We start from the raw sequence: 24,576 nt of genomic DNA on the forward strand, positions 1-24,576 counted from the left end.
AGCCCGCGTCAGAGGTTGTCCCCCCAGCCGCCCTGGACCATGGTCTGGAAGGCCCAGGAGCCGCCGCGCCTGATCAGGATGTCGGCGTAGCGCAACTGCTGCGTCTCGCCGTTCGCCGTCATCACCGAGTCGGTGAAGACGACGGCCATGGCGGGGGAGAGGAAGACGGGCGTGCGCGTGGACTCGAAGGTGATGTCCTCGCTGCCGTCCCCCATCACGTGGGTCATCGTCTGCACGAACTGCTCCCGGTCCCACTGCGCCGACCGCCCGTCCCCCGCGGAGTCGTCGCTGACCAGGTTGAGCGGGAAGACGGCCAGGTCGGCCATGCGCTCCACATCGCGCTTCGCGCTGTGCGCGTCGTACTCGGCGAACCAGGCGTCCAGGCTCGCGCGGTCCTCGTCGGTCGGGACGTAGCCGGTCTCGGGAAGGAAGGTCACGGGTTCTCCTCGTTCGTTCTTCTCGTCAACTTTGACTAATGACGAGGAGGTTATGCCTTCGATGAGAGCTAGTCAAACTTGATTAGACGTGATGCCGGTCACATTCTCCCGAGGAGTCGATCATCACCGGAAGCGGACCACGACCGCCGTCGCGTGCCGCGTCGTGTTCTGCCGCACCTCGACCAGCACCACCGGCTCCGCGGGCAGCGCCGCGTACGTGACGTCGCCGATGCCGATCGCGGTCGCCACGCCCTCGCCCACCGGATCCGGCAGCGCACCCGCCGCGGCGGACCGCACGGCGGGGGACAGCGGCGACGACACGACCGGGGTACCGTCCCCCGGCAGGGCGAGGACCAGCGCCTGCGGCCGGGCGGGGCTGCCGGTGCAGCCGACCACCACCGCGTCCCGGGTGTCGCTGTGCCGCAGCTTCAGCCACGCGCGCGTGCCGCCCCGGTACGCCCCGTCGAGCCGTTTGATCACCAGGCCCTCGACGCCGGTCGCGGGGAGCGTCTCGTACCAGGTCAGGGCGAGGTTGCGGTCGGTGGTCGACGGCACGGCCTGGAGCGGTGGTCCCCAGGGCGCCAGCAGCCGTACGAGACGCGCCCGCCGCTCCTCGTACGGCAGTCCGCGGCAGTCCTCGCCGCCCTCCGCGAGCAGGTCGAACGCCGCGTACGAGGCGGGCAGGGTGCGCGCGAGGACGGCGGCACGCGCGCGTGTGGCCGCCGCCCGCTGCTGCACGGCGGCGAAGTCGATGCGGCCACGGGACCACACCACGACCTCACCGTCGAGGGCGGTGCCTTCGGGGAGGCGGACCGCGGCCTCGGCGAGGTCGGGGAAGGCGCTGGTGACGGTCCGCCCGGAGCGGGCCTGGAGGACCACCCGGCCCCGCTCGTCCCGGAGCGCGACCAGGCGGTGCCCGTCGAACTTCGGTTCGTAGGCCCAGCCGCCGCCCTCCGGCAGCGCGCTCACGGCCTCCGCGAGGGCCACCCGTACGGGCGTCGGCAGGCTCATCGCGCGGCCTTCGCAGGGGGTGTCGGCGAACTCATCGCGCTGCCCGCGCGGGCAGGGGTCTGGCGTTGTTGAGGTTGATCAGAGGGGCGAGCAGGTCGCCGTGTGCGCGCAGCCGGGGCGCGATGTCGTCCGCCGAGAAGACCAGCCGGTCCGGCTCCTCGCACGCCTCGATCTCCGCCCAGGTCACCGGCGTGGAGACGGTCGGCTCGGCGCGGGCCCGCAGGGTGTAGGGCGCGGCGGTGGTCTTCGCGGCGGCGTTCTGGCTGAAGTCGACGAAGACCTTGCCCGGCCGCAGGCTGCGGGTCATGCGGTGCACGACGAGGTCGGGCAGCTCCTTCTCGGCCTCGACGGCCAGGGACTTCGCGTACGCGCTGACCCGTTCGGAGGGCGTCGGCTCCAGCGGGACGAGCAGGTGCAGGCCCTTGCTGCCGGACGTCTTCGCGTACACGGGGAAGCCGTCGGCCGTCAGCCGCTCGCGCAGCCAGAGCGCGGCCCGGCAGCACTCCACGACGGTGGCGGGCGGGCCGGGGTCCAGGTCGAGCACCAGCCGGTCGGCCTGCCCAGGGGCGCCGGCCCGCCACTGCGGGGTGTGGAACTCGGTCACCAGATTGGCCGCCCACATCAGCGACGCCAGGTCCTGGACGAGGATCTGGCGGGTGGGGCCCTCGGAGCGGGGCACCTCGGCGGTCCGCACCCATTCGGGGGTGCCCGGGAGCACGTTCTTGGTGAAGAAGCGCTGGCCGTCCGGTCCGTCGGGATAGCGCAGGAAGGACAGGGGCCGGTCCACGAGGTGCGCGAGCAGGGCGCCGGCCGTGCCGGCGTAGTAGTGCAGCACCTCGCCCTTGGTGAAGCCGCTCGCGGGATAGATGACCTTCTCCAGGTTGCTGAGCGAGATCCGTCGCCCCTCCACCTCTGTGATCGGCGTCATACGATGAGAGTCCCATAAATCGCCCTTAACGCCATGAATCAGCCAGATCACCCGCAATCCCCCCAGTGAGAGGTCCCGGACGTGCGATCCATATGGAACGGTGCGATCTCCTTCGGCCTGGTCAGCATCCCGATCAAGCTCGTGAACGCCACCGAGAACCACTCGATCTCCTTCCGCCAGATCCACACGGAGGACGGCGGCCGGATCCGCTACCGCAAGGTGTGCGAGCTGGAGGACCGCGAGGTGGCCTCGGCCGAGATCGGCAAGGGCTACGAGGACGCGGACGGCTCGATCATCCCGATCACGGACCAGGACCTGGCCGCGCTGCCCATCCCGACGGCCAAGACGATCGAGATCGTCGCCTTCGTCCCGGCGGACCGCATCGACCCGCTCCAGATCGACGCTGCGTACTACCTCTCGGCGAACGGCGTCCCCGCCGCCAAGCCCTACACACTGCTGCGCGAGGCGCTCAAGCGGAGCCAGAAGGTGGCCATCGCGAAGTACGCGCTGCGGGGCCGGGAGCGCCTCGGCATGCTGCGCGTCGTCGACGACGTGATCGCCATGCACGGCCTGCTGTGGCCGGACGAGATCCGGGAGCCGGAGGGAGTGGCCCCCGAGTCCCACGTCACCGTCCGCGACGCCGAACTCGACCTGGCGGACGCCCTGATGGACACCCTCGGTGACGTCGACATGTCCACCCTCCACGACGACTACCGCTCGGCGGTCGAGGAACTCATCGCCGCGAAGGTCGAGGGCGGTACACCCGCGGAGCAGGCCCCGGCGGCCGAGGCGGGCGGCGGCAAGGTCATAGACCTGATGGCCGCCCTGGAGAGCAGCGTCCGCGCGGCCCGCACGGCCCGGGGCGAGTCCGACGAGGGCGGCCGGGGCGACGAGGGCGCCGAGAGCGGGACGAAGGCGGAGGTCACCCAACTCCGGTCGCACCGCGCCAAGTCGGCACCGGCGTCCGCGCGCAAGTCGTCCCCCGCGACCCCCAAGCAGGTCGGCGGCAAGAAGTCGACGTCGGCCTCGGCGAAGAAGAAGGAAGCCCCCGCCAAGAAGTCGGCGGCCAAGACGACGGCGACGAAGTCCGGGGCGAAGTCAACGACGGCGTCCGGCAAATCGACGGCGAGTAAAGCGACGGCGGGCAAGGCGGCCGCGGGCAAGACGGCCGCGAGCAAGACGGCGGCCAAGAAGACGACGCAGAAGAAGACGGCATCGGCGAAGAAGACGACGGCGAAGCGCCGGGCCTCCGCGTAACGCTCGCCGGGTCCGCCCGAGTCGGGTCCGCCCGAGTGTCCAGGGGTGAGGGCGATGTGCTTGACGCAAAAGGGCACAATGCAAATCTCGGCGCCGACCGGGGTGGGCATGAAGGACACCTTCGTAAGGGCGCCGCATAAAGTCGTCAACTGAATACGGTCAAACCGCCCCCTCTCGCCCTTTTGCGACCTGTGAGCAATGTCACAATCGCTTGATGGAATTGTATATTCCGCGCAATGATCTCTGCGGACACAATGGGATTCTTTGGGATTTCCGGGGGGTTTAAGGTATATGGCCAGTAATCCATTTGAAGATGATGGCGCGGATTATCTGGTACTCGTGAACGACGAGAACCAGCACGCTCTCTGGCCCGCCGGGCTCGACATCCCCTCCGGCTGGACCGTCGCACAAGAGGCGAGTTCACGGGCCGATTCCCTGGCCTACGTCGAGGAGCATTGGACGGATATGCGTCCGGCCGGCCTGATATCCGGCTCCTGACGTGAGCGGCAGCGGAAAAGCGGCCGGAAAAGCGAAGGCGCGGGGCGCGGAGAAATCGGGGCCGGGCCGCTTCACCGGTGCGGGCCCCTTGTTGCTCGTCTGGTCGGGACAAGCCGTCTCACTGGTCGGAAGCGCCGTTCTCAGATTCGCTTTCATTATCGAGGTCTGGTCCACCGGGGAGCAGGCCACCGCCGTCACCGCGCTGTCCCTCTGCGCCCTGCTTCCACAGGCACTGTTCAGCCCGTTCGCGGGCGCGATAATCGACCGCATCCGCAAACGGTCCGCACTCCAGATCGCCGACGCGGGCGGACTCCTCACCGTCGGCCTGCTCGCCCTCGTGCACTTCTTCGGCGGCGGCCTGGAACCGTGGCAGGTCTACCCGGCGACCGTCCTCCTCGGCATCAGCGCCGCCTTCCAGCTGCCCGCGCTCACCGCCGCCGTCCCCCTCCTCGTCCGCAAGGACCAACTGGGCCGGGCCAACGGCCTTCTCGCGGGAGCCAGAAGCGCCGCGGGGATCTGCGGCCCGGCGCTCGGCGGCGTCATGGTCGCCGTCTCCGGGATCGGCGCCGTCCTCATCATCGACCTGGTCAGCTACGCCTTCGCGCTCATCGGCATACGCGTCGTACGGATGAAGGGCGACAAGGTCCCCGCGGGCGCGGGCGCACCCCGTACGAGGATCACCGCGGAGGCCGTGGAGGGCCTGCGCTACGTCTTCCGGCAGGGGAGCCTGCGCGCCATGACCGTGAACTTCTGCACGGTCAACCTCGTCATGGTCTTCGGCTTCGCCGTCATCCAGCCCATGGTCCTGATCAAGGACGGCAACGGCGCGCTCGCCGCCGTGAACAGCGCGATCGGCGTCGGCGGAGTCGTCGGCGGTCTGCTGATGGCGGCCTGGGGCGGGCCGAAGAACCGCGGCCGCGGCATGATGCTCGGCATCGTCGGCATGTGCCTCTCGGCGCAGATCGGGATGGCCCTGGTCGGCGGGGTCGTCGCCTGGTGCGCGGCCATCCTCGTCGGCGCGCTGCTCATGACGCTCGTCAACTCCTCCATGCAGGCGATCGTGCAGACCAAGGTGGACCCCCAGTGGCAGGGCCGGGTCTTCGGCGCGGTCATGTTCCTGTCGCAGATCTCCGTGCCGCTGGCCACGGCGGTCTCCGGGCCGCTCGCCGACGGCGTCTTCGAGCCGCAGGCCGACGACGGGACCGGCGTCTTCGTCCTCCTGGGCCCCCTGTTCGGCGACGACCCCGGCAGCGGCATGGCCGGGATGCTCTTCCTCGCGGGTGTCGCGGGCCTCGCGGTCGCTCTGTGGGGCCTCGCGAGCCGCTCGATCAGGGACATCGACGTACTGCTGCCGGACATCGACGACGAGAACGAACAGAAGGCCGACGACGGGACCGACGGCAGGGGCGGTGAGAAGGATGACGCGGTGCGTGCATGAACTGTTCGAGGAGCAGAGCGCACGGACGCCCGACGCGACAGCCCTCGTATACGAGGACGAACGGCTGACCTACGCCGAACTCGACGCCCGTGCCGCCCGGTTGGCGGGCCTGCTCGCGGCGCGCGGAGTGACGCGCGGCGACACCGTCGGGGTGTACCTGGAGCGCTCCGCGGAGCTGGCCGTCGCGGTACTCGGCACGCTGAAGGCGGGGGCGGGATATGTGATGCTCGACCCCGGCTTCCCCGCCGGGCGCCTGCGCGGCATGGCGGCGGACGCGGGGATCGCGGCGGTACTCGCGTCGGCCGGTGCGGCCGAGGAGCAGCCGGAGTTCGTGGACGACGTGCCCGTGCTGCACGTCGAAGACGCCGCACACGCGCGGCCGTTGAGACGCGGGGCGGTTGCCGTGCGGCCCGACGACGTGGCCTGCGTGATGTTCACCTCCGGGTCGACCGGCAGGCCGAAGGGCATCGTCGCCCCGCACCGCGCGGTCACCGCCACGCTCACCGGCCAAGACTACGCCTCCTTCGGGCCCGGCGCGGTCTGGCTCCAGTGCGCGCCCGTGTCGTGGGACGCGTTCGCGCTGGAGCTGTGGGGGCCGCTGCTCGGCGGCGGGACGTGCGTACTGCACCCGGGGCGGCGCCCCGACCCGGTGGTGATCGCGCGGCTCGTCGCCGCGCACGGGATCACGTCCATGTACCTGTCCGCTTCCCTGTTCAACGTCATCGTCGACGAGTACCCGCGCGCGATCACCGGACTGCGCGAACTGATCGTCGGCGGCGAGGCGCTGTCGCCCCCGCACGTGGCCCGCGCCCTGGAGCGCGCACCCGGACTGCGGCTCGGCAACGGCTACGGCCCCGTCGAGTGCATGGTCTTCCTCACCGTCCACCGCATCGCCCCGCAGGACGTGCGCGACGGCCGTCCGGTGCCGATCGGCCGCCCGCTGGCCGGCAAGCGGCTGTACGTGCTCGACGAGCGGCTGCGACCGGTCGCGGACGGCGTCGCCGGCGAGCTGTACGCCGCCGGGGCGGGCCTCGCGCGCGGCTACTGCGACGCGCCGCTGACGGCGGAGCGGTTCGTGGCCGCGCCGCCCGGTCTCGGGCGCCCGGGTGAACGCATGTACCGCACGGGCGACTTGGCACGCCGACGGGCCGACGGCACCTTCGAGTACCTGGGGCGGTCCGACAGCCAGGTGAAGATCCGGGGCTTTCGCGTGGAACCCGGCGAGGTCGAGGCCGCCCTCGCCCGCCACCCCGGAGTCGAGCGCGTCGCCGTGGTGGCCACGCGTGCCGCGGCGGACGGCGAGCGGCAGCTCGTCGCGTACTTAGTCCCCCGCAAGCGGGGCGAACAGGAGCCGACGGAAGCGGAGTTGCGCGCGCACGCGGAGCGTGAACTCGCCGAGTTCCTGGTCCCCGCCGCCTTCGTCCCGCTCGACGCGCTGCCGCTGACCGCCAACGGAAAGCTGGACCGGGCGGCGCTCCCCGAACCCGCACGGCCCGCGTCCGAGGAACCCCGCCCAGGCGCGGGCGACGCACGGAGCGAGACGGTCCGCGCGCTGTGCGCCCTCTTCGCCGACGTCCTCGGTGTCGCGTCGGTCGGCCCGTACGACGACTTCTTCGCCCTGGGCGGCCACTCCCTGCTCGCCGCCCGGGTCCTCGGCCGCGTCCACACGGCGCTGGGTGCCGAGCTTGACCTGCGTACGCTCTTCGAGGCGGCGACCCCGGCGGGGCTCGCGCCGCACGTCGACGGCGCCGCCAAGTCGCTGCCGCCGGCCCCCACTACGCCGTCCGGTGGCTCCGCGTCCCTGCCGGTCTCTCCCGCCCAGCACCGGCTCTGGTTCCTCGACCGGCTCGGCGCCGGAGTCGCGTACAACCTGCCCGTGCTGGTGCGGCTGCACGGCGAGGTGGACCCGGACGCCCTGGGGGACGCCCTCGGCGATGTCGTCGCCCGGCACGACGTGCTCCGTACCGTCTTCGACGAGGTGGACGGGGCGCCGGTACGGCGCGTGCTGAGCGGCGTCGACGCGAGGCCGCCCTTCCGGCATCTCACCCTGGCCGAAGCCGAACTGGCGGCAGCGGTCGAGGGCGCCGCCCGCCACCGCTTCGACCTGCGGGGCGAACTTCCCGTGCGGGGCGCCCTGTTCAGCGTCCGGGACCGGCCCGGCGAACACGCCCTGCTCGTCCTGATCCACCACATCGCAGGTGACGGCTGGTCCCTCGCGCCCCTCTTCCGTGACCTGTCACGCGCGTACGCCACCAGAGCGGAGGCGGAGGGCCGTGGAACGCTGCCGCCCCTGCCCGTCACGTACGCCGAGCACGCCCGCCGCCAGGCCGACCGGCTCGGGTCGCCCGACGACCCCGCCTCCCTCGCGGCTCGCCAACTCGCCTACTGGACGAGGACACTAAGGACACCAACGGGCGCCAGGCCCGAGGGCCCGCTGCTTCCGCGGCGCCCGGACCGGCCCGCCGTGCCTGGCCCCGTCGCCGCGACCGTCGTACGCCGCCTCGACGCCGCCGCGCACGCCCGCCTCGTCGACGCCGCCCGCGACCAGGGCGCCACCCTCTTCATGGCCCTGCACACCGCGCTCGCCGCGGTGCTCGCACGGGCCGGCGCGGGCGAGGACCTCGCGATCGGCGCGCCCGTCGCGGGCCGGGCCGGGGACGGGAGCGTCGAGGACGCCGTCGGGTTCTTCGTGAACATGCTCGTGCTGCGCACCGACGTGTCCGGCGACCCGGGCGCGCGGCAGCTGCTCGCCCGCGTCCGGGAGGCCGACCTGGCCGCGTTCGCCCACCAGGACGTGCCGTTCGAGCAGGTTGTGGGCGCCCTGAAGCCGCCGCGGACGCGGGGAAGGCAGCCGTTCACCGATGTCGTCCTCGCCCTCCAGAACAACGCGCGAGCCGAGGTGGACCTGCCCGGCGCCGACGCGGGCGTCGAGGTGGTGCGCACCGGCGAGGCCCGCTTCGAACTGCTCGTCGACGTCACGGACACGACAGGGCCCGGCGGAACCCCCGAAGGCCTCACCCTGACCTTCGAGTACCGCGCCGACTCCGTGGAGGCCCCCTTCGTGGAGTGGCTCGCGGACGCGCTCCCGCAGGTCCTGGAGGCGCTCCCGCAGGCTCTGGAGACGGCGACCGCCGCCCCGGACACACCGGTCAGCGCCCTCGTCCCCGCAGGCCCCCCGCGCCGCGCGGACGCCGGCGACAGGATCGCGGCCCCGGCCGTGACCCGTGCGGCGGGCCCCGTCACCCCGCTGGAGCGGGACATCGCCGCCGTCTGGAGCGACGTCCTCGGTGTGCCGGACCTCGGGCGGGACGACGACTTCTTCGCCCTCGGTGGCAACTCGCTGCGCGCGGTGCGGGTCGCGGCCCGCCTGACCACCGGGACGCGGACCGTGACGGCCGCACAGCTCTTCACCGCCCCGACCGTCGCCGCCCTCGCCGCCGAGCTGGCACGGGCGCCCGTGGACCAGGGCCCCGCCCCGGCCCCCATTCCGCGGCGGCCGCGCGTGCCCCGCCAGCAGGATCAGCAGAGCCACCTCAGCAGGGAACAGGAGGAGAGGCCGTGGACCTCAGCGTGATGTTCTTCGGCGCGGACAGCGCTACGGCGGCCGAGGGCGAGGGTGCCCCGCACGCGCAGACGTACGACGACATCCTCACCGTCGCCCGTACCGCCGACCGCCTCGGCTTCCATGCCATCTGGACCCCCGAGCGCCACTTCCAGCAGGTGGGCCAGGTCTTCCCGAGCCCGCCCGTGCTCGGCGCGGCCCTCGCCGTCGCCACCGAGCGCATCGGGATCCGCGCGGGCAGCGTCGTCCTGCCCCTGCACCACCCGCTGAAGGTCGCCGAGGACTGGGCGGTCGTCGACAACCTCTCGCACGGCCGGGTGGGGCTCTCCGTCGCCACCGGCTGGCACTCCACCGACTTCACCCTGGCCCCCGACCAGTACGAGGACCGCAGGGAACGCACCCTCAGGACCATCCCTGAGCTGCGCAGGCTCTGGGCGGGCGAGGCGGGCACCTACCCCGACGGCACCGGGCAGCCCGTCTCCGTCGTCCCGCAACCCAGGCCCGTACAGAGCGAGTTGCCGCTGTGGATCACCACCTCCGGCAACCCCGCGACCTGGGAGGCCGCCGGGCGGCTGCGCGCCGGGGTGCTCGGCGCGACCGTCGGGCAGAGCAGGGACGAACTCGCCGAGAAGATCGCCCGCTACCGCGCGGCCTGCGCCGCCGCCCCCGACCAGGCGGGCACCGACGCACACGGCCGCGTCACGCTGATGGCACACACCTATGTCGGCGCGGACGACGCCGAGGTGCGGCGCCTGGCCGCCGAACCCCTCAAGACGTACCTCGCCTCGTATCTGCGCCAGACCGCCGCCAACCGCGCGGCGGACGCGCGGGAGAGCGCGGAGCTGAGCGGCGAACAGACCGCCATGCTGGCCGAGTTCGCCTTCCGGCGCTATCTGACCTGGGGCAGCCTCCTCGGCTCGCCCGGCACCTGCGCCAAGATGCTCGCCGACCTGCGCGACCTGGGCTGCGACGAGGTGGCCTGCTTCATCGACTTCGGCATCGGACGCGACGAGGTACTCGCGGGGCTGCACCGCCTCGCCGAGCTGAGAGAGGCCGCCCTGTGACCCCGAACCAGCCTTCCATGGCCGACCGCTTCAGCGCGCTCAGCGGTGAGCAGCGGATCCGGCTGATGCGCCGACTCGTCGAGGCGGGCAGGGCCCGGGAGATCCCCGCGGTCGTACCGCCCCGCGACGCCGGGGGAGCCGTGCCGCTCAGCCCCGCCCAGCGGGACCTGTGGGTGTACGAGTCGCTGTATCCCGGCACCCCGGCCCTCAACCTCTGCTGCGCCTACCACTTCGACGAGCCCGTCGACCCGGCCCACCTGGAGGCCGCGCTCACCCTCATCCAGGCCCACCACGACATCCTGCGCACCCGGATCTCCGGCACGGCCGACGATCCGCGCGTCGACTTCCCCGACGAGGGCCCCTTCGTCCTGGAGCGCGAGGACCTGCGCGGCACGGACACCACCATCGAGCAGGCCTTCCGCGCCTTCCGCCGCCGCCCGTTCGACCTCACCGCGGACCGCCTGATCCGCGGCCGCTTCGTACGCGTCGACGACACCCGTACGACGCTGATGCTGAGCCTGCACCACATCATCACCGACTGGTGGTCCTTCGACGTCCTCCAGAGCGAGTTCGCCGAGGCGTACCGCGCCGTGCGCGCGGGCACCGAGCCCGAGCTGACCCGCCCCGCCGTGCAGTACGCCGACTTCGCCTCCTGGCAGGGCGAGTTGGAGGCCGCCGGGGTCTTCGACGCGCGCCTGGACTTCTGGCGCCGCTATCTGGCCGACCCGCCGGGTCCGCTGACCGTGCCGGGCCACGGGCACCCGGGTGCGGGCGGGGAGGACTCCGGCGACGAGGACGGCATCGTCCAGATCCGCTTCCGCGTGGACGAGGCCACCACGCGGGCCGTGCGCGCGCTGGCCCGGGAGCGGGGCGCCTCCGTGTACGTCGTCCTCATGACGGCCTTCGCGGTCCTCGCGCACCGCGTGTCCGGCGCCCGTGACCTGGTGCTCGGCACGCCGGTCGCCAACCGCTCCGCCAAGGGCCTCGAACAGGTCATCGGGTACGTCATGAACGCCGTACCGACCCGCTGGCGCATCACCGAGGAGGACTCCTTCGCCGACGTGCTCGCCCGCTTCGGCACGGACTTCCCCGCCCTCATGGCGGGCGCCGACCTGCCGGTGGGCCGCATCGTCTCGGCGGCCGCCCCCGAGCGCAGCGCGGGCCGCTCCCCGCTGTTCCAGTGGGTGTTCATGCACCTGACGGAGCAGCCGAGCGTCTCGGCCGTACGGGAGTTCGCCCAGCCCGAGCGCATCCACACCGGGGGCGAACACGACCTCGTGGGAGTCGTGCGGGACAACGGCGACGCCATGGACGGCAGCTTCGAGATCCGTACGGACCTGTTCGCGCCCGCGGCCGTCACCCGCTGGGCGGACAGCTACCTCACTCTCCTTGAGCAGGTCACCGCCGACCCGGCCGTCCCCCTGCGAAACCTCGACGTGGTTCCCGCGGCGGAGCGCGACCGCCTGCTAGCCCTGTCGCGCGGCCCGGCCGCGCCCGCCCCCGAGTCCCTGCCGGACACGGTGGCCCGGCACGCCGCCCGCACCCCGGACGCGCCCGCCCTCGAAGCGGACGGTCTGCGCCTCACCTACGCCCAACTCGCCGACCGCGTCGACCGGTTGGCGGGGCTGTTCGTCCGGCACGGCGCGGGTCCCGACCGGACCGTCGCTCTCGCCCTCGGGCGCGGCGCGGACCTCCCCGTCGCCGCGCTCGCCGTGCAGCGGGCCGGGGCCGCCTATCTGCCGGTCGACCCCGACTATCCGGCGGACCGCGTCCGCCACACGCTCGCCGACGCGGCGCCCGTCCTCCTGGTCACCGACGCGCGCACCGCCGCGGCCGGTGTGCTGCCGCCTACCGACCTGCCCAGGATCGTCCTGGACGACGACGCGTACGCGGGGGAGCCCCTGACCCCCGCGCCCCCGAGCCCCGCGCCCCTCGACCCGGCGCACGCCGCCTACGTCATCCACACCTCCGGCTCCACCGGCACCCCCAAGGGCGTCGTCGTCACCCACGCCGGGATCGCCGCACTCGTCCACAGCCTCGTCGGCCGCTTCGCGCTGGACGCCGGGTCGCGGGTCCTCCAGCTCGGTTCCCCGGCGTTCGACATCTCCGTCGCCGAGATGTGCATGGCCTTCGGCCCCGGCGGCACCCTGGTCGTGCCGCCGCCGGGCCCCCTCGCCGGGGACGGCCTCGGCAGGGTCCTCGCCGAGCGGCGGATCTCCTGCGCGATGGTGCCGCCGTCCGTCCTCGCGACCGTGCCCGAAGGCCCGTACCCGGCGCTGCGCGCGCTGGCCGTCGGCGCCGAGGCGTGCCCGCCCGCGCTCGTGGCCCGCTGGGCCGTCGGCGGCCGCCGCTTCCACAACGCGTACGGGCCCACCGAGGCCACCGTCGCCGCCACCCTGTCCGCCCCGCTGAACGGCGACGGCACCGCCCCGCCCGTCGGAACGCCGGTCGCGGGCACCGCCGCGTACGTCCTCGACGCCCGGCTGCGCCCCGTGCCCACCGGAGTCGCGGGCGAGCTGTACCTGTCCTCGCGGGGCCTGGCCCGCGGCTATCTGAACCGGCCCGCCGCCACCGCCGAACGCTTCGTCCCCGACCCCCACGGCGCCCCCGGCTCCCGCATGTACCGCACCGGCGACCTGGCGTACCGCGACGACGACGGCACCCTGCACTACCTGGGCCGCACCGACGAGCAGATCAAGCTGCGCGGCCTGCGCATCGAACCGGGCGAGGTCGCCGCGGTCCTCACCGCGCACGCCGCCGTCGCCCACGCGGCCGCGCTCGTACGCGAGGACGGCGAGGGCAGGCCGCAACTGCTCGGCTACGCGGTCCCCGCCCCCGGGCACACCCTCGACCCGAACGAACTCCTCGCGTACGCCGCCACCCGCCTTCCCGCACACATGGTGCCGTCGGACGTCGTGACGCTGCCCGAACTGCCCCTGACCCGCAGCGGAAAGCTCGACCGCGCCGCCCTGCCCGCGCCCCGGGCCGCCGCGTCGACACGGGCGCCCGCCTCCGCCCCGGAGAAGGAGCTGTGCGACCTCTTCGCGCGGATCCTCGGCGTCGAGCAGATCGGCGCCGACGACGACTTCTTCCGGCTCGGCGGCGACAGCATCATGGCCATCCAGCTCGCCGGACAGGCCTCGGCGGCGGGACTCGTACTCGCCCCGCGTGACGTCTTCACGATGCGCACCCCCGCCCAACTGGCCCTCCACGCTCAGACGTCGGCCGCCGCGGGCCGGGGCGGGCCGGACGGCTCGGACACGGGCGTCGGCCGCTTCCCGCTGACACCCGTCATGCGGTGGTGGCGCGAGCAGGGCGGCGACTCCTGGGCGTTCACGCAGTCGATGGCGTTCCCCGTGCCGCCCGGCACGGACCGCGAGCGGATCGAGACAGCGGTACGGGCGCTCATCGAGCGGCACGGAGTGCTGCGGATGCGGCTGCTGACCGACGAGGCGGAGATCGAGGTGGCCGAACGGGCCCCGGCCGGGGCGGCCGCACTCGAACGCGTCGAGGTCCCCGGCGAGGCCGAGGCCCGCGCCAAGGCCGCCGAACTGGCCGCCAGGATCCGCCTCGCCCCCGAGGACGGCGAGATGCTGAGGGCCGTGTGGCTCGACGCCGGAGAGCAGCGGCGGGGCGTGCTGCTCCTGACCCTGCACCACCTGGCCGTCGACGGCGTCTCGTGGCGGATCATCGGCCCGGAACTGGCCGCCGCGCTCTCGGGGAACGGCGCCCCGGCCCCGGCCCCGGGGACCTCCTTCACCCGGTGGGCCGGACTGCTCGCCGAAGAGGCGCTGAGCCCCGGCCTCGCCGCCGAACTCGACTGGTGGCGGGGCAGGCTGACAGCCGCTGCCGACGGCCGGCTCGCCGGGGGACGGGGCGCGGGGGCGAGGCGGGCGACCCTCACCGCCGAGCTGCCCGCGGACCTCACCGAGGCCGCGCTCACCACGCTGCCCGCCGCCTTCAACTGCGGCCCCGACGCGGTGCTGCTCACCGCGCTGGCCTCGGCGGCCGTACGCCACCGCGGCTCGGGCACCGGTCTGCTCGTCCACCTCGAAGGACACGGCAGGGAGGTGCTGTCCGTGCCGGTGGACGTGTCCCGCACGGTCGGCTGGTTCACGACGCAGTACCCGGTGCTGCTCGACGCGGGGAGCGACTGGCGGACGGGAGGCGGCGCGGCGGGCGAGGCGCTCAAGACGGTCAAGGAACAGCTGCGGTCCGTCCCCAACGGCGGCATCGGCTGGGGCCTCCTGCGCCACCTCAACCCGGAGACCGCCCCGATCCTCGCCGAACTCCCCGTCCCGGACGTGCGGTTCAACTACCTCGGCCGCTTCACCTCCGGGGACGCGGCGGGCGGCGAGCTGCTCGACGCCGGTCCCGGTGCCGTACCGCTCGGCCACGCGGTCGAGATCGACGCCTTCGCCAAGGAGACCGCGGACGGCCTGCGCCTGGAAGTGACCTTCTCGTACGCCCAAGGGGTCCTCGCACAGGAGGACGTGCGGGAACTCGTCCGACTGTGGCGCGAGGGCATCGCCCTCCTGGCGCGGGAGACCGCGGAAGGCGGCCCGGTGGGCGCGACCCCCTCCGACTTCCCCCTGGTCGGCCTCTCCATGGACCAACTGGCCATGCTGGAGGGGGACCTGGCGGACCTGCCCGATCCCGCCGCGGAAGGGGACGGTGGCCGATGAGCGGGCGGATCGCGGACGTACTGCCGCTCACCCCGGTGCAGGAAGGGCTGTACTTCCATGCCGTGCGGGACGCGGAGGGGCCCGACCCCTACCTCGTGCAGGCCCGCTTCCACATCGGGCCCGCGATCGCCGCCGACACGGTACGGGCCGCGCTCGGCGCCCTCATGGAGCGGCACCCCAACCTCCGCGCCTGCTTCCGGCACGAACGGCTCGACCGCCCCGTGCAGGTGATCCCGCACACCGTCGCCGTGCCGTGGACCGAGGCCGACCTGACCGGTCGTGACGCGGCCGAACTGGAGTCCGCGACCGAGCGGTTGCTGGCCGAGGACCGCACCCGCCGCTTCGACCTGGCACGCCCGCCCGCCGTCCGCGCCCTGTTCGTACGGCACGACACCGGCGGCGAACTCGTCCTCTCCTTCCACCACATCCTGCTCGACGGCTGGTCGGTCCCGGTCCTGGAGCGTGACCTCGCGGCCCTGGCCACCGGCCGGTCCCTGCCGCCCGCCGTGCCCTACCGGCAGTACGCGCTGTGGCTCGGCCGCCAGGACCAGGGCCTCGCGGAGACGGCCTGGCGCGAGGCGCTCGCGGGGCTGGAGCGGCAGGCGCCGCTCGCCTCGCAGGGGGAGGCGGCCCCGGGGGAGGTCACCTCGGCGGAGGCTGTTTCGGGGGCGACGGACGAGGGGGATCGCGCGGACCGGCCCGACACGGTCCGCCTGCACCTCACCGCGGAGCTGACCGCCGCCCTCACCCGCCGCGCCGCCGAGGCGGGCGTCACCCTCAACACGCTGACGCAGGCCGCCTGGGCCCTGGTGCTCGCCCGGATGACCGGCGGGCGGGACCTGGTCTTCGGCGGCGTCGTCTCGGGCCGCCCGCACGACCTGCCCGGAGCGGGCGAGATGGTGGGCCTGTTCATCAACACGCTGCCGGTGCGGGTCCGGCTGCGCGACGGGGAGACCGTCGGCGAACTGCTGGCCCGCGTCCAGGACGAACAGTGGCGCCTCGTCCCGTACCACCATGTGCGGCTGACGGACGTACAACGCATGGCGGGCCACGGTCCGGGTGCGGGGCGTGGTGCCGGGCCGGGCGCAGGGTCCGCGTCCCCGGGGGAACTCTTCGACTCGGTCCTCGCGTTCGAGAACTTCCCGCGCGGGGCGCGGCAGGCGCGGGGCGACGGCCCGGACGTCGTGCGCGTGACGGACGTACGGGACGCCACGCACTACCCCGTGACGCTGGCCGTCGTCGCGGGGGAGCGGATGCTCCTCGCGGTGGGCTGCCGGCGCGGCATCCCCGCTGCGGCGGTCGCGGCCCGCATGGTGCGGGCCTTCGAGCAGCTCGCGGGCGACCCCGCGACGCCGGTGGACCGGATCGACGTACTCCCCGAGGAGGAGCACAGGCACCTGCTCGCCCGCTCCGAGGGCGCCCCGGCGGCGGTGGCCGGGTCCGCCACGGTGACCGGACGGTTCGCCGCGCAGGCGGCCCGTACGCCGGACGCGCCCGCCGTAGAGAGCGGCGACGACATCCTCACGTACGCCCGACTGGCCGCGGAATCCGACCGCCTGGCCGCCCGCCTCGTCGCGGCGGGCGCCGGGCCGGGCGCCACCGTGGCCCTGCTCCTGGGCCGCTCACCGTCCCTGGTCGTGGCGCAACTGGCGGTGCTGAAGGCAGGGGCGTGCTGGCTGCCGCTGGATCCGGCACAGCCGGCGGAGAGGCTGGCGCGGCTGCTGGCCGGGGCGTCGGCGGGACTGGTGCTGACGGAGGGCGGGCCGGCGGTGCGGCTGCCCGCGTCCGTACGCCGGATCGACGTGCGCGGGGACGCGCCCGAGGGCGTGGAGGTCACCGCGCCGTCGCACCCGGAGTCGGCGGCGTGCGTGATGTACACGTCCGGTTCGACCGGTGAGCCCAAGGCGGTCGTGATCCCGCAGCGGGCCATCGCGGAACTGGCCGCCGACGGACGTTTCCGCTCGGGGGGCCGGGGCGGTGAGCCGGACCCGGCGGGGGCGCACCGCCGTGTGCTGCTCCACAGCCCCCACACCTTCGACGCCGCCACGTACGAGGTCTGGGTCCCGCTCCTGAACGGCGGCACGGTGGTGATCTGCCCCGACGAGCCCGTGACCCCGGCCCTGCTGGCGCGCGTGCTGCCCGAGCGGCGCGTCACCGCACTGTGGCTCACGGCGGAACTGTTCCGCTTGGTCGCGGAGTTGGCGCCGATGTCGCTGCGCGGGCTGCGTGAGGTGTGGACCGGGGGTGACGTGGTCGACCCCGAAGCGGTGCGCCGCGTGCGGGAGCACTGCCCCGGCACGGTCGTGGTGAACGGTTACGGCCCCACGGAGACGACCGTGTTCGCCACGGCCCACCGCGTGCCGGGGACCGTCCCCGGCGGCCCGCTGCCGATCGGGCGCCCGCTGGACGGCACGCGCGTCCACATCCTCGACGCCCGCCTGCGCCCTGTGCCGGACGGCTGCGTGGGGGAGGTCTACATCGCCGGATCCGGCCTGGCCCACGGCTACTTGTCCGACCCTTCCGCCTCGGCCGAACGCTTCGTCCCCGACCCGCTCGGCCCGCCCGGCACCCGTATGTACCGCACGGGAGACCTGGCACACCGGACCCCCGACGGCACCCTCGCCTTCGCGGGCCGAGCCGACACCCAACTGAAGATCCGCGGCTTCCGCATCGAACCGGCGGAGGTGGAGGCGGCCCTGCGCACCTGCCCGGGTGTCGCCCGCGCCATAGTCGCGGCGAGGCCCGCGCCGGGCGGCGGGAAGCGGCTGGTGGCCTGGCTGGTACTGGAGGACCCCGAGCCCGGCAGCACGTCCGGCGCCCCGGCGCCGACAGCGAACGCCCCCGGCACCCCGGCACCCGACGCCCCCGCGCTCGGCACCCCCACCATCACCCCCGACTCCCTCTCCCGGATCCGCGACGCCGCCTCCCGCGTCCTCCCCCCGCACCTCCTGCCCACCGCCTGGGCCCGCATCGACGCCGTGCCCCTCACGCCGCACGGCAAGACCGATCGTGCCGCGCTGCCGGAACCCCCGGCCCCGGCCGGGCCGGAGGCCTCGCGGGCGCCGCTTACCGCGAGGGAGAAGGAGCTGTGCGCCCTGTTCGGTGAGGCGCTCGGCGGGGCGGAGGCCGGGCCGGATACCGACTTCTTCGCGTCCGGCGGGCACTCGCTGAGCGCGCTGCGGCTCGCCGGGCGGATCGAGGCGGCCTGGGGCGTACGGGTCCCCGTGGCCACCCTCTTCGCCGCGCCGACGCCCGCCCGTCTCCTCGCCCGCTTGGACGGCCCCGCCCCCGACCCCGACCCCGACGGCGCCGACGCCGAGAGCCTGGCACCGCTGCTCACGCTCCGCGCCGACGGCGACCGCGCCCCGCTGTTCTGCGTGCACCCGGGGCTCGGCGTGAGCTGGGCCTATGCCGCGCTGCTGCCCCACCTCGCCCAGGACCGCCCGGTATACGCGCTCCAGACGCCCGCCCTGTCCGCGCCCGACCGCCAACTACCGCGGACCGTGGACGCGTTGGCCGAGGCGTACGTCGAGCTGATCCGCGCCGTCCGCCCCCGCGGCCCCTACCTCCTGCTCGGCAGGTCCTTCGGCGGCCCCGTCGCCCACGAGATGGCGGTGCGGCTGCGCGCCGACGGCGAGGACGTCGCCCTGCTCGCCGTGGTGGACGCCATGCCCAAGCCGCCGGACATCGCCCGTACCCCGCTCGACCCGGCCGTCGTCGACGCGGAGGCCCGGCGCATCCTCCAGGAGGAGGGAGCCGCGCTCGACGGCATCGGCGAACGCCGCCTCGCGGCACTCACCGACGCCATCGCCCATCACGTCACCCTCGGCAGGAGCTGGGACCCGTCCCCCTACGACGGCCCCGTCACCCTCTTCGCCGCGACCCGCGATCCCGAAGCCATCCCCACCGAGGACAAGGCCGCGGCCTGGCGCCGCGCCGCCGCGACGGTCGACGTGCACGAGCTGGCCTGCGCCCACGCCGACGTCCTCGACGCGGAACCGGCCGCGCGGATCGCCGCGGTACTCGAAAACGTCCTTGCCGGCCCCCAGGCCCCCTCCAAGGGAGAGTGAACCCAGTGGACACACCACACCCGGCCGACCAGGCGGACCCGGCGCACCCGGTGGACCAGGCGGACCCGGCTCAGCCCGTCGAGGAGTACGAGTTCCCCGTCTCCGACGCCCAGAGCCGCCTGCTGGTCCTGGACCGCATGAACCCCGGCACCGCCCAGTACAACGTGCCCGCCGCCTTCGCCGTGCACGGCCCCTTCGACCTCGGCGCGCTCACCGGCGCGCTGGAGGCCGTGGTGGCCCGCCACGAAGCCCTGCGCACGGTCTTCCGCACCGCGGCGGACGGCTCCCAGACGCAGATCGTCGCCGCCACGGGCCGCGCGCACCTCACGGTCGAGAAGGACGTACGCGCGCACGAGGTGGACGACCGGATGCGGGCGGACGGGGCGCGCCCCTTCGACCTGGCGACGGGGCCGCTGCTGCGCTGCACGGTGTACGCCGTCGACGACGGCAGCCACCGCGTGCTGCTCGTGGCCCACCACCTGATCTGCGACGGCTGGTCCCTCGGCGTCATCCTGCGGGACCTGTCCACGGCGTACGAGAACGAATCCGGCGGCGACGACCCGATCCGGCCTCTCCGCCCGCTCCCCGAACTCCCCCTCCAATACCCGGACTTCGCCGCGTGGCAGCGCGAACGCCAGGCGGCGGGCGCCTATGCCGAAGCCGTCGCCCACTGGGCCGGGCGCCTGCGCGGCGCCCCCGAGGTGGTCTCCCTGCCCCTCGACCGCCCGCGCCCGGCGGTACGTTCGGCGGCGGGCGCCGAAGAACGCTTCCTGGTGGACGCCGGACTCCACGCCCGCCTGGGGGAGGCGGCGCGCGCCCGTGGCGCCACGCCCTTCATGGCGCTGTTCGCCGCGTACGTCGCGTTCCTGGGACGCCTCTCGGGCCGCGACGACCTCGTCATCGGCTTCCCGGTGTCCGGGCGCGACCGGCCCGAACTCCAGGAGATGGTCGGCATGCTGACCAACACCCTGGCGCTGCGCGTCGACCTGTCCGGCGACCCCTCCTACGGCGAACTGATCGGCCGCATCCGCGCGGAACTGCTGGCCGGCCAGCCGTACCAGGACGCCCCGTTCGAGACGGTCGTGAACACCCTCGCCCCGGCCCGCGACACGAGCCACGACCCCGTGGTGCAGCTGGTCTTCGCCTACGACGACGACACGGAACTCTCCCTCGCGCTCAAGGGGGCCCGCGTCGAGCGCGTCGAACTCGCCCTGGACATCGCGAAGTTCGACTTCCACCTGCACGTCGAGCGCTGGACGGACGGCCTCGCCGCCCACTTCATCTACCGCACCGCCCTCTTCGAGGCCGCAACCGTCCGCGCCTGGGTGCGGAACTTCCAGGCGCTCCTGGACGCCGCCCTCGCCCACCCCGACGCCCCTCTCTCCACCCTCGACACCGTCCCGCCACAGGAGCGCCGCCGCGCCCTCGCGGCCGCCGACCGCACGGCCGAGGCGGCGCCCACCGACCGCCTGGTGCCCGACCTGATCGCGGACGTCGCGGCCGCCCGGCCCGACGCCACCGCCCTCGTCTGCGGCGACGTCCGGCTCAGCTACCGCGAACTCCTCGACCGGGCGGACGCGTTGGCGGCACGGCTGCGCGCCGCGGGAGTGCGCCCCGGCTTCCGGGCCGGCCTGCTGCTGCCCCGCTCGGCCGAGATGGGCATCGCGGCGCTCGCGGTGCTGCGCGCGGGCGGCGCGTACGTACCCCTCGACCAGGCCCACCCGCACGCCCGCCTCACCCACATGGTCGAGACGTCCGGTACGGGACTGCTCATCACGGCGGCGGAGACCGTGGCGCAGGGGGAGCGGCTCGGCGTCCCCTGCCTGCGCGCCGACGTCCCGGAGAACACCGGTCCCACCCCGCCACCGCCGGCCACGGGCCCCACGCCCCAGGACCTCGCCTACGTCCTGTTCACCTCCGGCTCCACCGGCGTTCCGAAGGGCGTCGCCGTGGAGCACCGGGCACTGCTCAACCTGACCCGGGCCGTGCGCCCCGCGTTCCCCGTCACCGTCGACGACCGCGTCCTGCAATTCGTGTCGTTCGGCTTCGACGTCGCCGTGTCCGACCTGTTCTTCCCCTGGATCGTGGGCGCCGAGCTGCACATCGCCCGCGATGACGAACGCCTCGGCGAGGCCCTGTACGCCCGTCTGCGGGACTCCCGCATCACCTACGTGGCCCTGCCGCCCTCCGCCGCGATGCTGCTGCCCGACCTCCCCGACAGCGAGGGACGGCTGCCCCATCTGCGTACGCTCGTCGTCGGCGGCGAACCCTGCCCCGCCGAACTGGTCGAGCGGCTCAGCGGGCCCGGCCGCCGCATCGTCAACGCGTACGGCCCGAGCGAGGCCACCGTCTACGCCACCACCGCCGACCTCGAACCCGGCGAACCCGTCGTCATCGGCCGCCCCGTACCGGGCTCCCGCGTATACGTCCTCGACGCCCGCCTGCGCACGGTCCCCACCGGCGTCACCGGCGAGGTCTACATCGCGGGCGCCTCGCTGGCCCGCGGCTACATCGGCCGCCCGGCCCTGTCCGCCGAACGGTTCGTCGCCGACCCGTACGGCCCGCCCGGCTCCCGCATGTACCGCACCGGCGACCTCGCCCGCGTGGACGCGCGCGGCCGGATGCACTACCTCGGCCGCTCCGACTCCCAGGTCAAACTCCGCGGCATCCGCATCGAACTCGGTGAGATCGAGGCCCTGTTGGCGGGACACCCCGACGTCGCGGTCGCGGCGGCCACCGTCCGCGGCGGCACGGACACGGGGACCAGCACAGAGCAGCGCCTCATCGCGTACGTCGTGCCCCGCGAGGGCACCGCCCCCACCGACGAAGCCCTCCGCGCCCACCTCGCCGAACGCCTCCCCGGCTACATGCTCCCGGAAAACTACGTCCGCCTCGACGCACTGCCGCTCAACCGCTCCGGGAAGATCGACCGGTCCCGGCTGCCCGAACCGACCGCGCAGCGGCCCGAGTCGAGCCGCCCGTACGTCGCCGCGCGCACCGCGACCGAACGGCGCGTGGCGCGGGTGTGGGCGAGCGTGCTGACCCGGGACCAGGTCGGCGTCCACGACAACTTCTTCGACTCGGGCGGCAATTCGGTGCGGCTGCTGCGGGTCCTGGACGCCCTGCGCGAAGCGGCGGACGGTGGCCAGGAGCACGGGGCGCCCGACCTCACGCTGGTCGACCTGTTCCGCCACCCCACCGTCGCCTCGCTCGCCGCACACCTCGACGGGACGCACGCCGCGACTCCCGCCCCGGCCCTCGACCGGGCCTCGGACGAACCGCCCGCCACGGCGCCGCAGGAAGCCCCCGCCCCCGCCACCGCGGCCGAGCGCCGGGGCAGCGACCGCCGCGCACGACAGACCGCCGCCGCACAACGGCTCCGCTCCAGAAAGGGCACGTCACGATGACCGAGCCAGCACCCCGGGCCTCCGACGCCGACGCCACCCCCGAGCCCGACACGGCCGCGTTCGGGCCCGACGCCGACTCGGCGATCGCGATCGTCGGCATGAGCGGGCGGTTCCCCGGCGCCCCCGACCTGGACACCTACTGGGCGAACCTCCGCGACGGCGTCTGCTCCATCACCGACTTCACACGGGCCGAGCTGCTGGCCGACGGCACGGACCCGGCCGACCTGAGCCGCCCCGAACACGTGCCCGCCAAGGGGTACCTGGCCGACGCCGACCGCTTCGACACCGAGATGTTCGGCTTCAACCGCACCGAGGCCGCCACCCTCGACCCGCAGCACCGCCTCCTCCTGGAGACCGCCTGGGCCGCCCTGGAGGACGCGGGCCAGGACCCGCTCGCCGTGCCCACCCGCACCGGCGTGTACGTGGGCGGCAGCCCCACCGAGCACATGCTGGCCGCCCACACCGACCGCCGCCTGGCCGCCTCCCTCGGCGCGATGCAGACCCGCATCCTCACCGACCGGGAGTTCCTCGCCCCCTGGATCTCCTACCGCCTCGGCCTCGAAGGCCCCAGTCTGACCGTGCAGACGGCCTGCTCGACCTCGCTGACCGCCGTGCACCTCGCCGCCCAGGCGCTGCTCCTCGGCGAGTGCGACACCGCGCTCGCGGGCGGCGTCAGCGTCGACACCGTACGCAGGCAGGGATACGTCCACTACGAGGGCGGCATCTTCGCGCCCGACGGCCGCTGCCGCCCCTTCGACGAGCGGGCGGGCGGCACCGTGCCCGGCAACGGCGTGGGCGTCGTCGTGCTGCGCCGCCTGTCCGACGCGCTCGCCGACGGCGACCCGATCCGCGCGGTGCTGCGCGGCAGCGCCCTGACCAACGACGGAGCCACGAAGGTCGGTTTCACCGCCCCCGGCGTCGAACAGCAGACGGCGGCGATCGTCGAGGCCTGGTCGGCGGCGGGCCTCGCCCCGTCGGCCGCCCAGTACGTGGAGACGCACGGCACGGCCACGGAGCTGGGCGACCGCATCGAACTGGCGGCGGCCACCGAGGCGTTCGCCGCCGAAACGGACACCCCGGGCACCGGCGACCGCCCCCGCATCGGCATCGGCTCCGTCAAGTCGAACATCGGCCACCTGGACGCGGCCGCGGGCGTGGCCTCGCTCATCAAGACGGTGCTGATGCTGGAGCACGCCACCCTGGCGCCCACCGTCAACCTCTCCCGCCCGCACCCCGAACTGCGTCTGGACGCCTCCCCGTTCCACGTCGTCGACCGGCCCGCTCCCTGGCCGCGCCCCGCCGAAGGCCCGCGCCGCGCCGGAGTCAGCTCACTGGGCATCGGCGGTACGAACGTCCACGTCGTCCTGGAACAGGCCCCGGACCGCCCCCGGCCCCCCGCCCCGGCCGACCGCCACGCCGCGAACCCGACGAACCTGACGAACGCGGCGACCCGGGCGGCCCCGGTGACCGAGATCCTCCCCCTCTCGGCCCGCACGGAGACCGCCCTCACCGCGCTCGCGGCGAAGCTGGCGACGGCCCTGCGCGCCCCCGGCGCCCCGTCCCTCGCGGACACCGCGCACACACTGCGCACGGCCCGCACCCCCATGGCCGTACGCGCGTACGTCCTGGCGTCGGACCGGGCGGAGGCGGCCGACCGCCTGACGGCGCTCGCGGAGGGCCGCCCCTGGACGGGCCAGGAGGAGGGCCCCGACACGGACGGCCCGCGTGAGCTGGGTGAGCTGTGGCTGAAGGGTGACTCGGTCCCGTGGCCGAAGTCGCGGGACGGGGCGCGCAGGGTGAGCCTGCCGACGTACCCGTTCGAGGGGGAGACCTTCGGCGCGCTGACGCTCCCGACCGCGACGGCGGCCCCCGGCGCCGAGGGAACCACGGAGCCCATCGGGACCGGTACGAGGCCCGACGACCTCACCCCGGCCGTCTCCGCCATCCTGGCCGAGGCCCTGGGCCTGGACGAGAACGCCCCCATAGCCCCGGAGACGACGTACTTCTCGGCGGGCGGCGACTCACTGACGGCCGTCCACCTGGTCGGCCGGCTGCGGGACGACCTCGGCATCGACGTACCGATCACCCTGTTCCTGGAGGAACTGACCCTCCAGGAACTGGCGGTACGCATCGTCGAGGCGAAGGAGCCGGACGCCGCGGAGGACTCGCTGGACGCGCTCCTGGCGGAGTTCGAGGCGGAGGAGTAGAGCCGCGCGGGG

General features: G+C 74.2%; 12 protein-coding genes. 9 read left to right on the plus strand and 3 right to left on the minus strand.

Features of this window, described 5'->3' with window-relative positions; all coding sequences use genetic code 11:
- Positions 1-8: 8 nt before the first annotated feature.
- From CP975_RS24270 to ligD, 3 genes are all read right to left on the minus strand, one after another.
- Entirely contained in the window at positions 9-437 is a 429-nt protein-coding gene (locus CP975_RS24270) for a hypothetical protein (protein ID WP_030792653.1), read from the minus strand.
- A 123-nt stretch (positions 438-560) separates the two neighbouring features.
- Positions 561-1,448, minus strand: coding sequence for an ATP-dependent DNA ligase (locus CP975_RS24275; RefSeq protein ID WP_055529559.1), 888 nt, complete (start codon positions 1,446-1,448; stop codon positions 561-563).
- Positions 1,449-1,479: 31 nt separating this feature from the next.
- Positions 1,480-2,376 (minus strand): non-homologous end-joining DNA ligase, encoded by an 897-nt coding sequence (gene ligD, locus CP975_RS24280; protein WP_055529557.1) that lies wholly within the window; start codon positions 2,374-2,376, stop codon positions 1,480-1,482.
- 81 nt (positions 2,377-2,457) lie between these two features.
- On the opposite strand from ligD, the gene ku reads away from it, so the two are divergent.
- The 9 genes from ku (at position 2,458) to CP975_RS24325 (ending at position 24,564) form a co-directional block, all read left to right on the plus strand.
- Positions 2,458-3,633 carry a non-homologous end joining protein Ku gene (gene ku / locus CP975_RS24285; protein ID WP_055529555.1) on the plus strand — a complete coding sequence of 392 codons (1,176 nt, stop codon included), beginning with the start codon at positions 2,458-2,460 and terminating at the stop codon, positions 3,631-3,633.
- A gap of 291 nt (positions 3,634-3,924) precedes the next feature.
- Positions 3,925-4,131, plus strand: coding sequence for an MbtH family protein (locus tag CP975_RS24290; protein ID WP_150477341.1), 207 nt, complete (start codon positions 3,925-3,927; stop codon positions 4,129-4,131).
- A gap of 1 nt (position 4,132) precedes the next feature.
- On the plus strand, positions 4,133-5,569 hold the full coding sequence (locus CP975_RS24295) for an MFS transporter (protein ID WP_150477342.1): 1,437 nt from the start codon (positions 4,133-4,135) through the stop codon (positions 5,567-5,569).
- The gene (locus CP975_RS24300; RefSeq protein WP_055529551.1) at positions 5,562-9,143 is read left to right on the plus strand and encodes a non-ribosomal peptide synthetase; all 3,582 of its coding nucleotides are present in this window, start codon (positions 5,562-5,564) and stop codon (positions 9,141-9,143) included. The genes CP975_RS24295 and CP975_RS24300 overlap by 8 nt, the downstream gene beginning before the upstream one ends.
- On the plus strand, positions 9,128-10,195 hold the full coding sequence (locus CP975_RS24305; protein WP_055529549.1) for a MupA/Atu3671 family FMN-dependent luciferase-like monooxygenase: 1,068 nt from the start codon (positions 9,128-9,130) through the stop codon (positions 10,193-10,195). Before CP975_RS24300 ends, CP975_RS24305 begins: the two co-directional genes overlap by 16 nt.
- Positions 10,192-14,880, plus strand: a complete 4,689-nt coding sequence (locus CP975_RS24310) for a non-ribosomal peptide synthetase (protein ID WP_167532726.1) — start codon at positions 10,192-10,194, stop codon at positions 14,878-14,880. Before CP975_RS24305 ends, CP975_RS24310 begins: the two co-directional genes overlap by 4 nt.
- The gene (locus CP975_RS24315) at positions 14,877-18,950 is read left to right on the plus strand and encodes a non-ribosomal peptide synthetase (RefSeq protein ID WP_150477345.1); all 4,074 of its coding nucleotides are present in this window, start codon (positions 14,877-14,879) and stop codon (positions 18,948-18,950) included. Before CP975_RS24310 ends, CP975_RS24315 begins: the two co-directional genes overlap by 4 nt.
- A 5-nt stretch (positions 18,951-18,955) precedes the next feature.
- A complete protein-coding gene (locus CP975_RS24320; RefSeq protein ID WP_150477346.1) occupies positions 18,956-22,357 on the plus strand; it encodes a non-ribosomal peptide synthetase in 3,402 nt (1,133 codons plus the stop codon).
- Entirely contained in the window at positions 22,354-24,564 is a 2,211-nt protein-coding gene (locus tag CP975_RS24325) for a type I polyketide synthase (protein ID WP_150477347.1), read from the plus strand. Before CP975_RS24320 ends, CP975_RS24325 begins: the two co-directional genes overlap by 4 nt.
- Positions 24,565-24,576: the final 12 nt, after the last annotated feature.

Source organism: Streptomyces alboniger, assembly GCF_008704395.1.
In the GTDB taxonomy this organism is placed as follows: Bacteria; Actinomycetota; Actinomycetes; order Streptomycetales; family Streptomycetaceae; genus Streptomyces; species Streptomyces alboniger.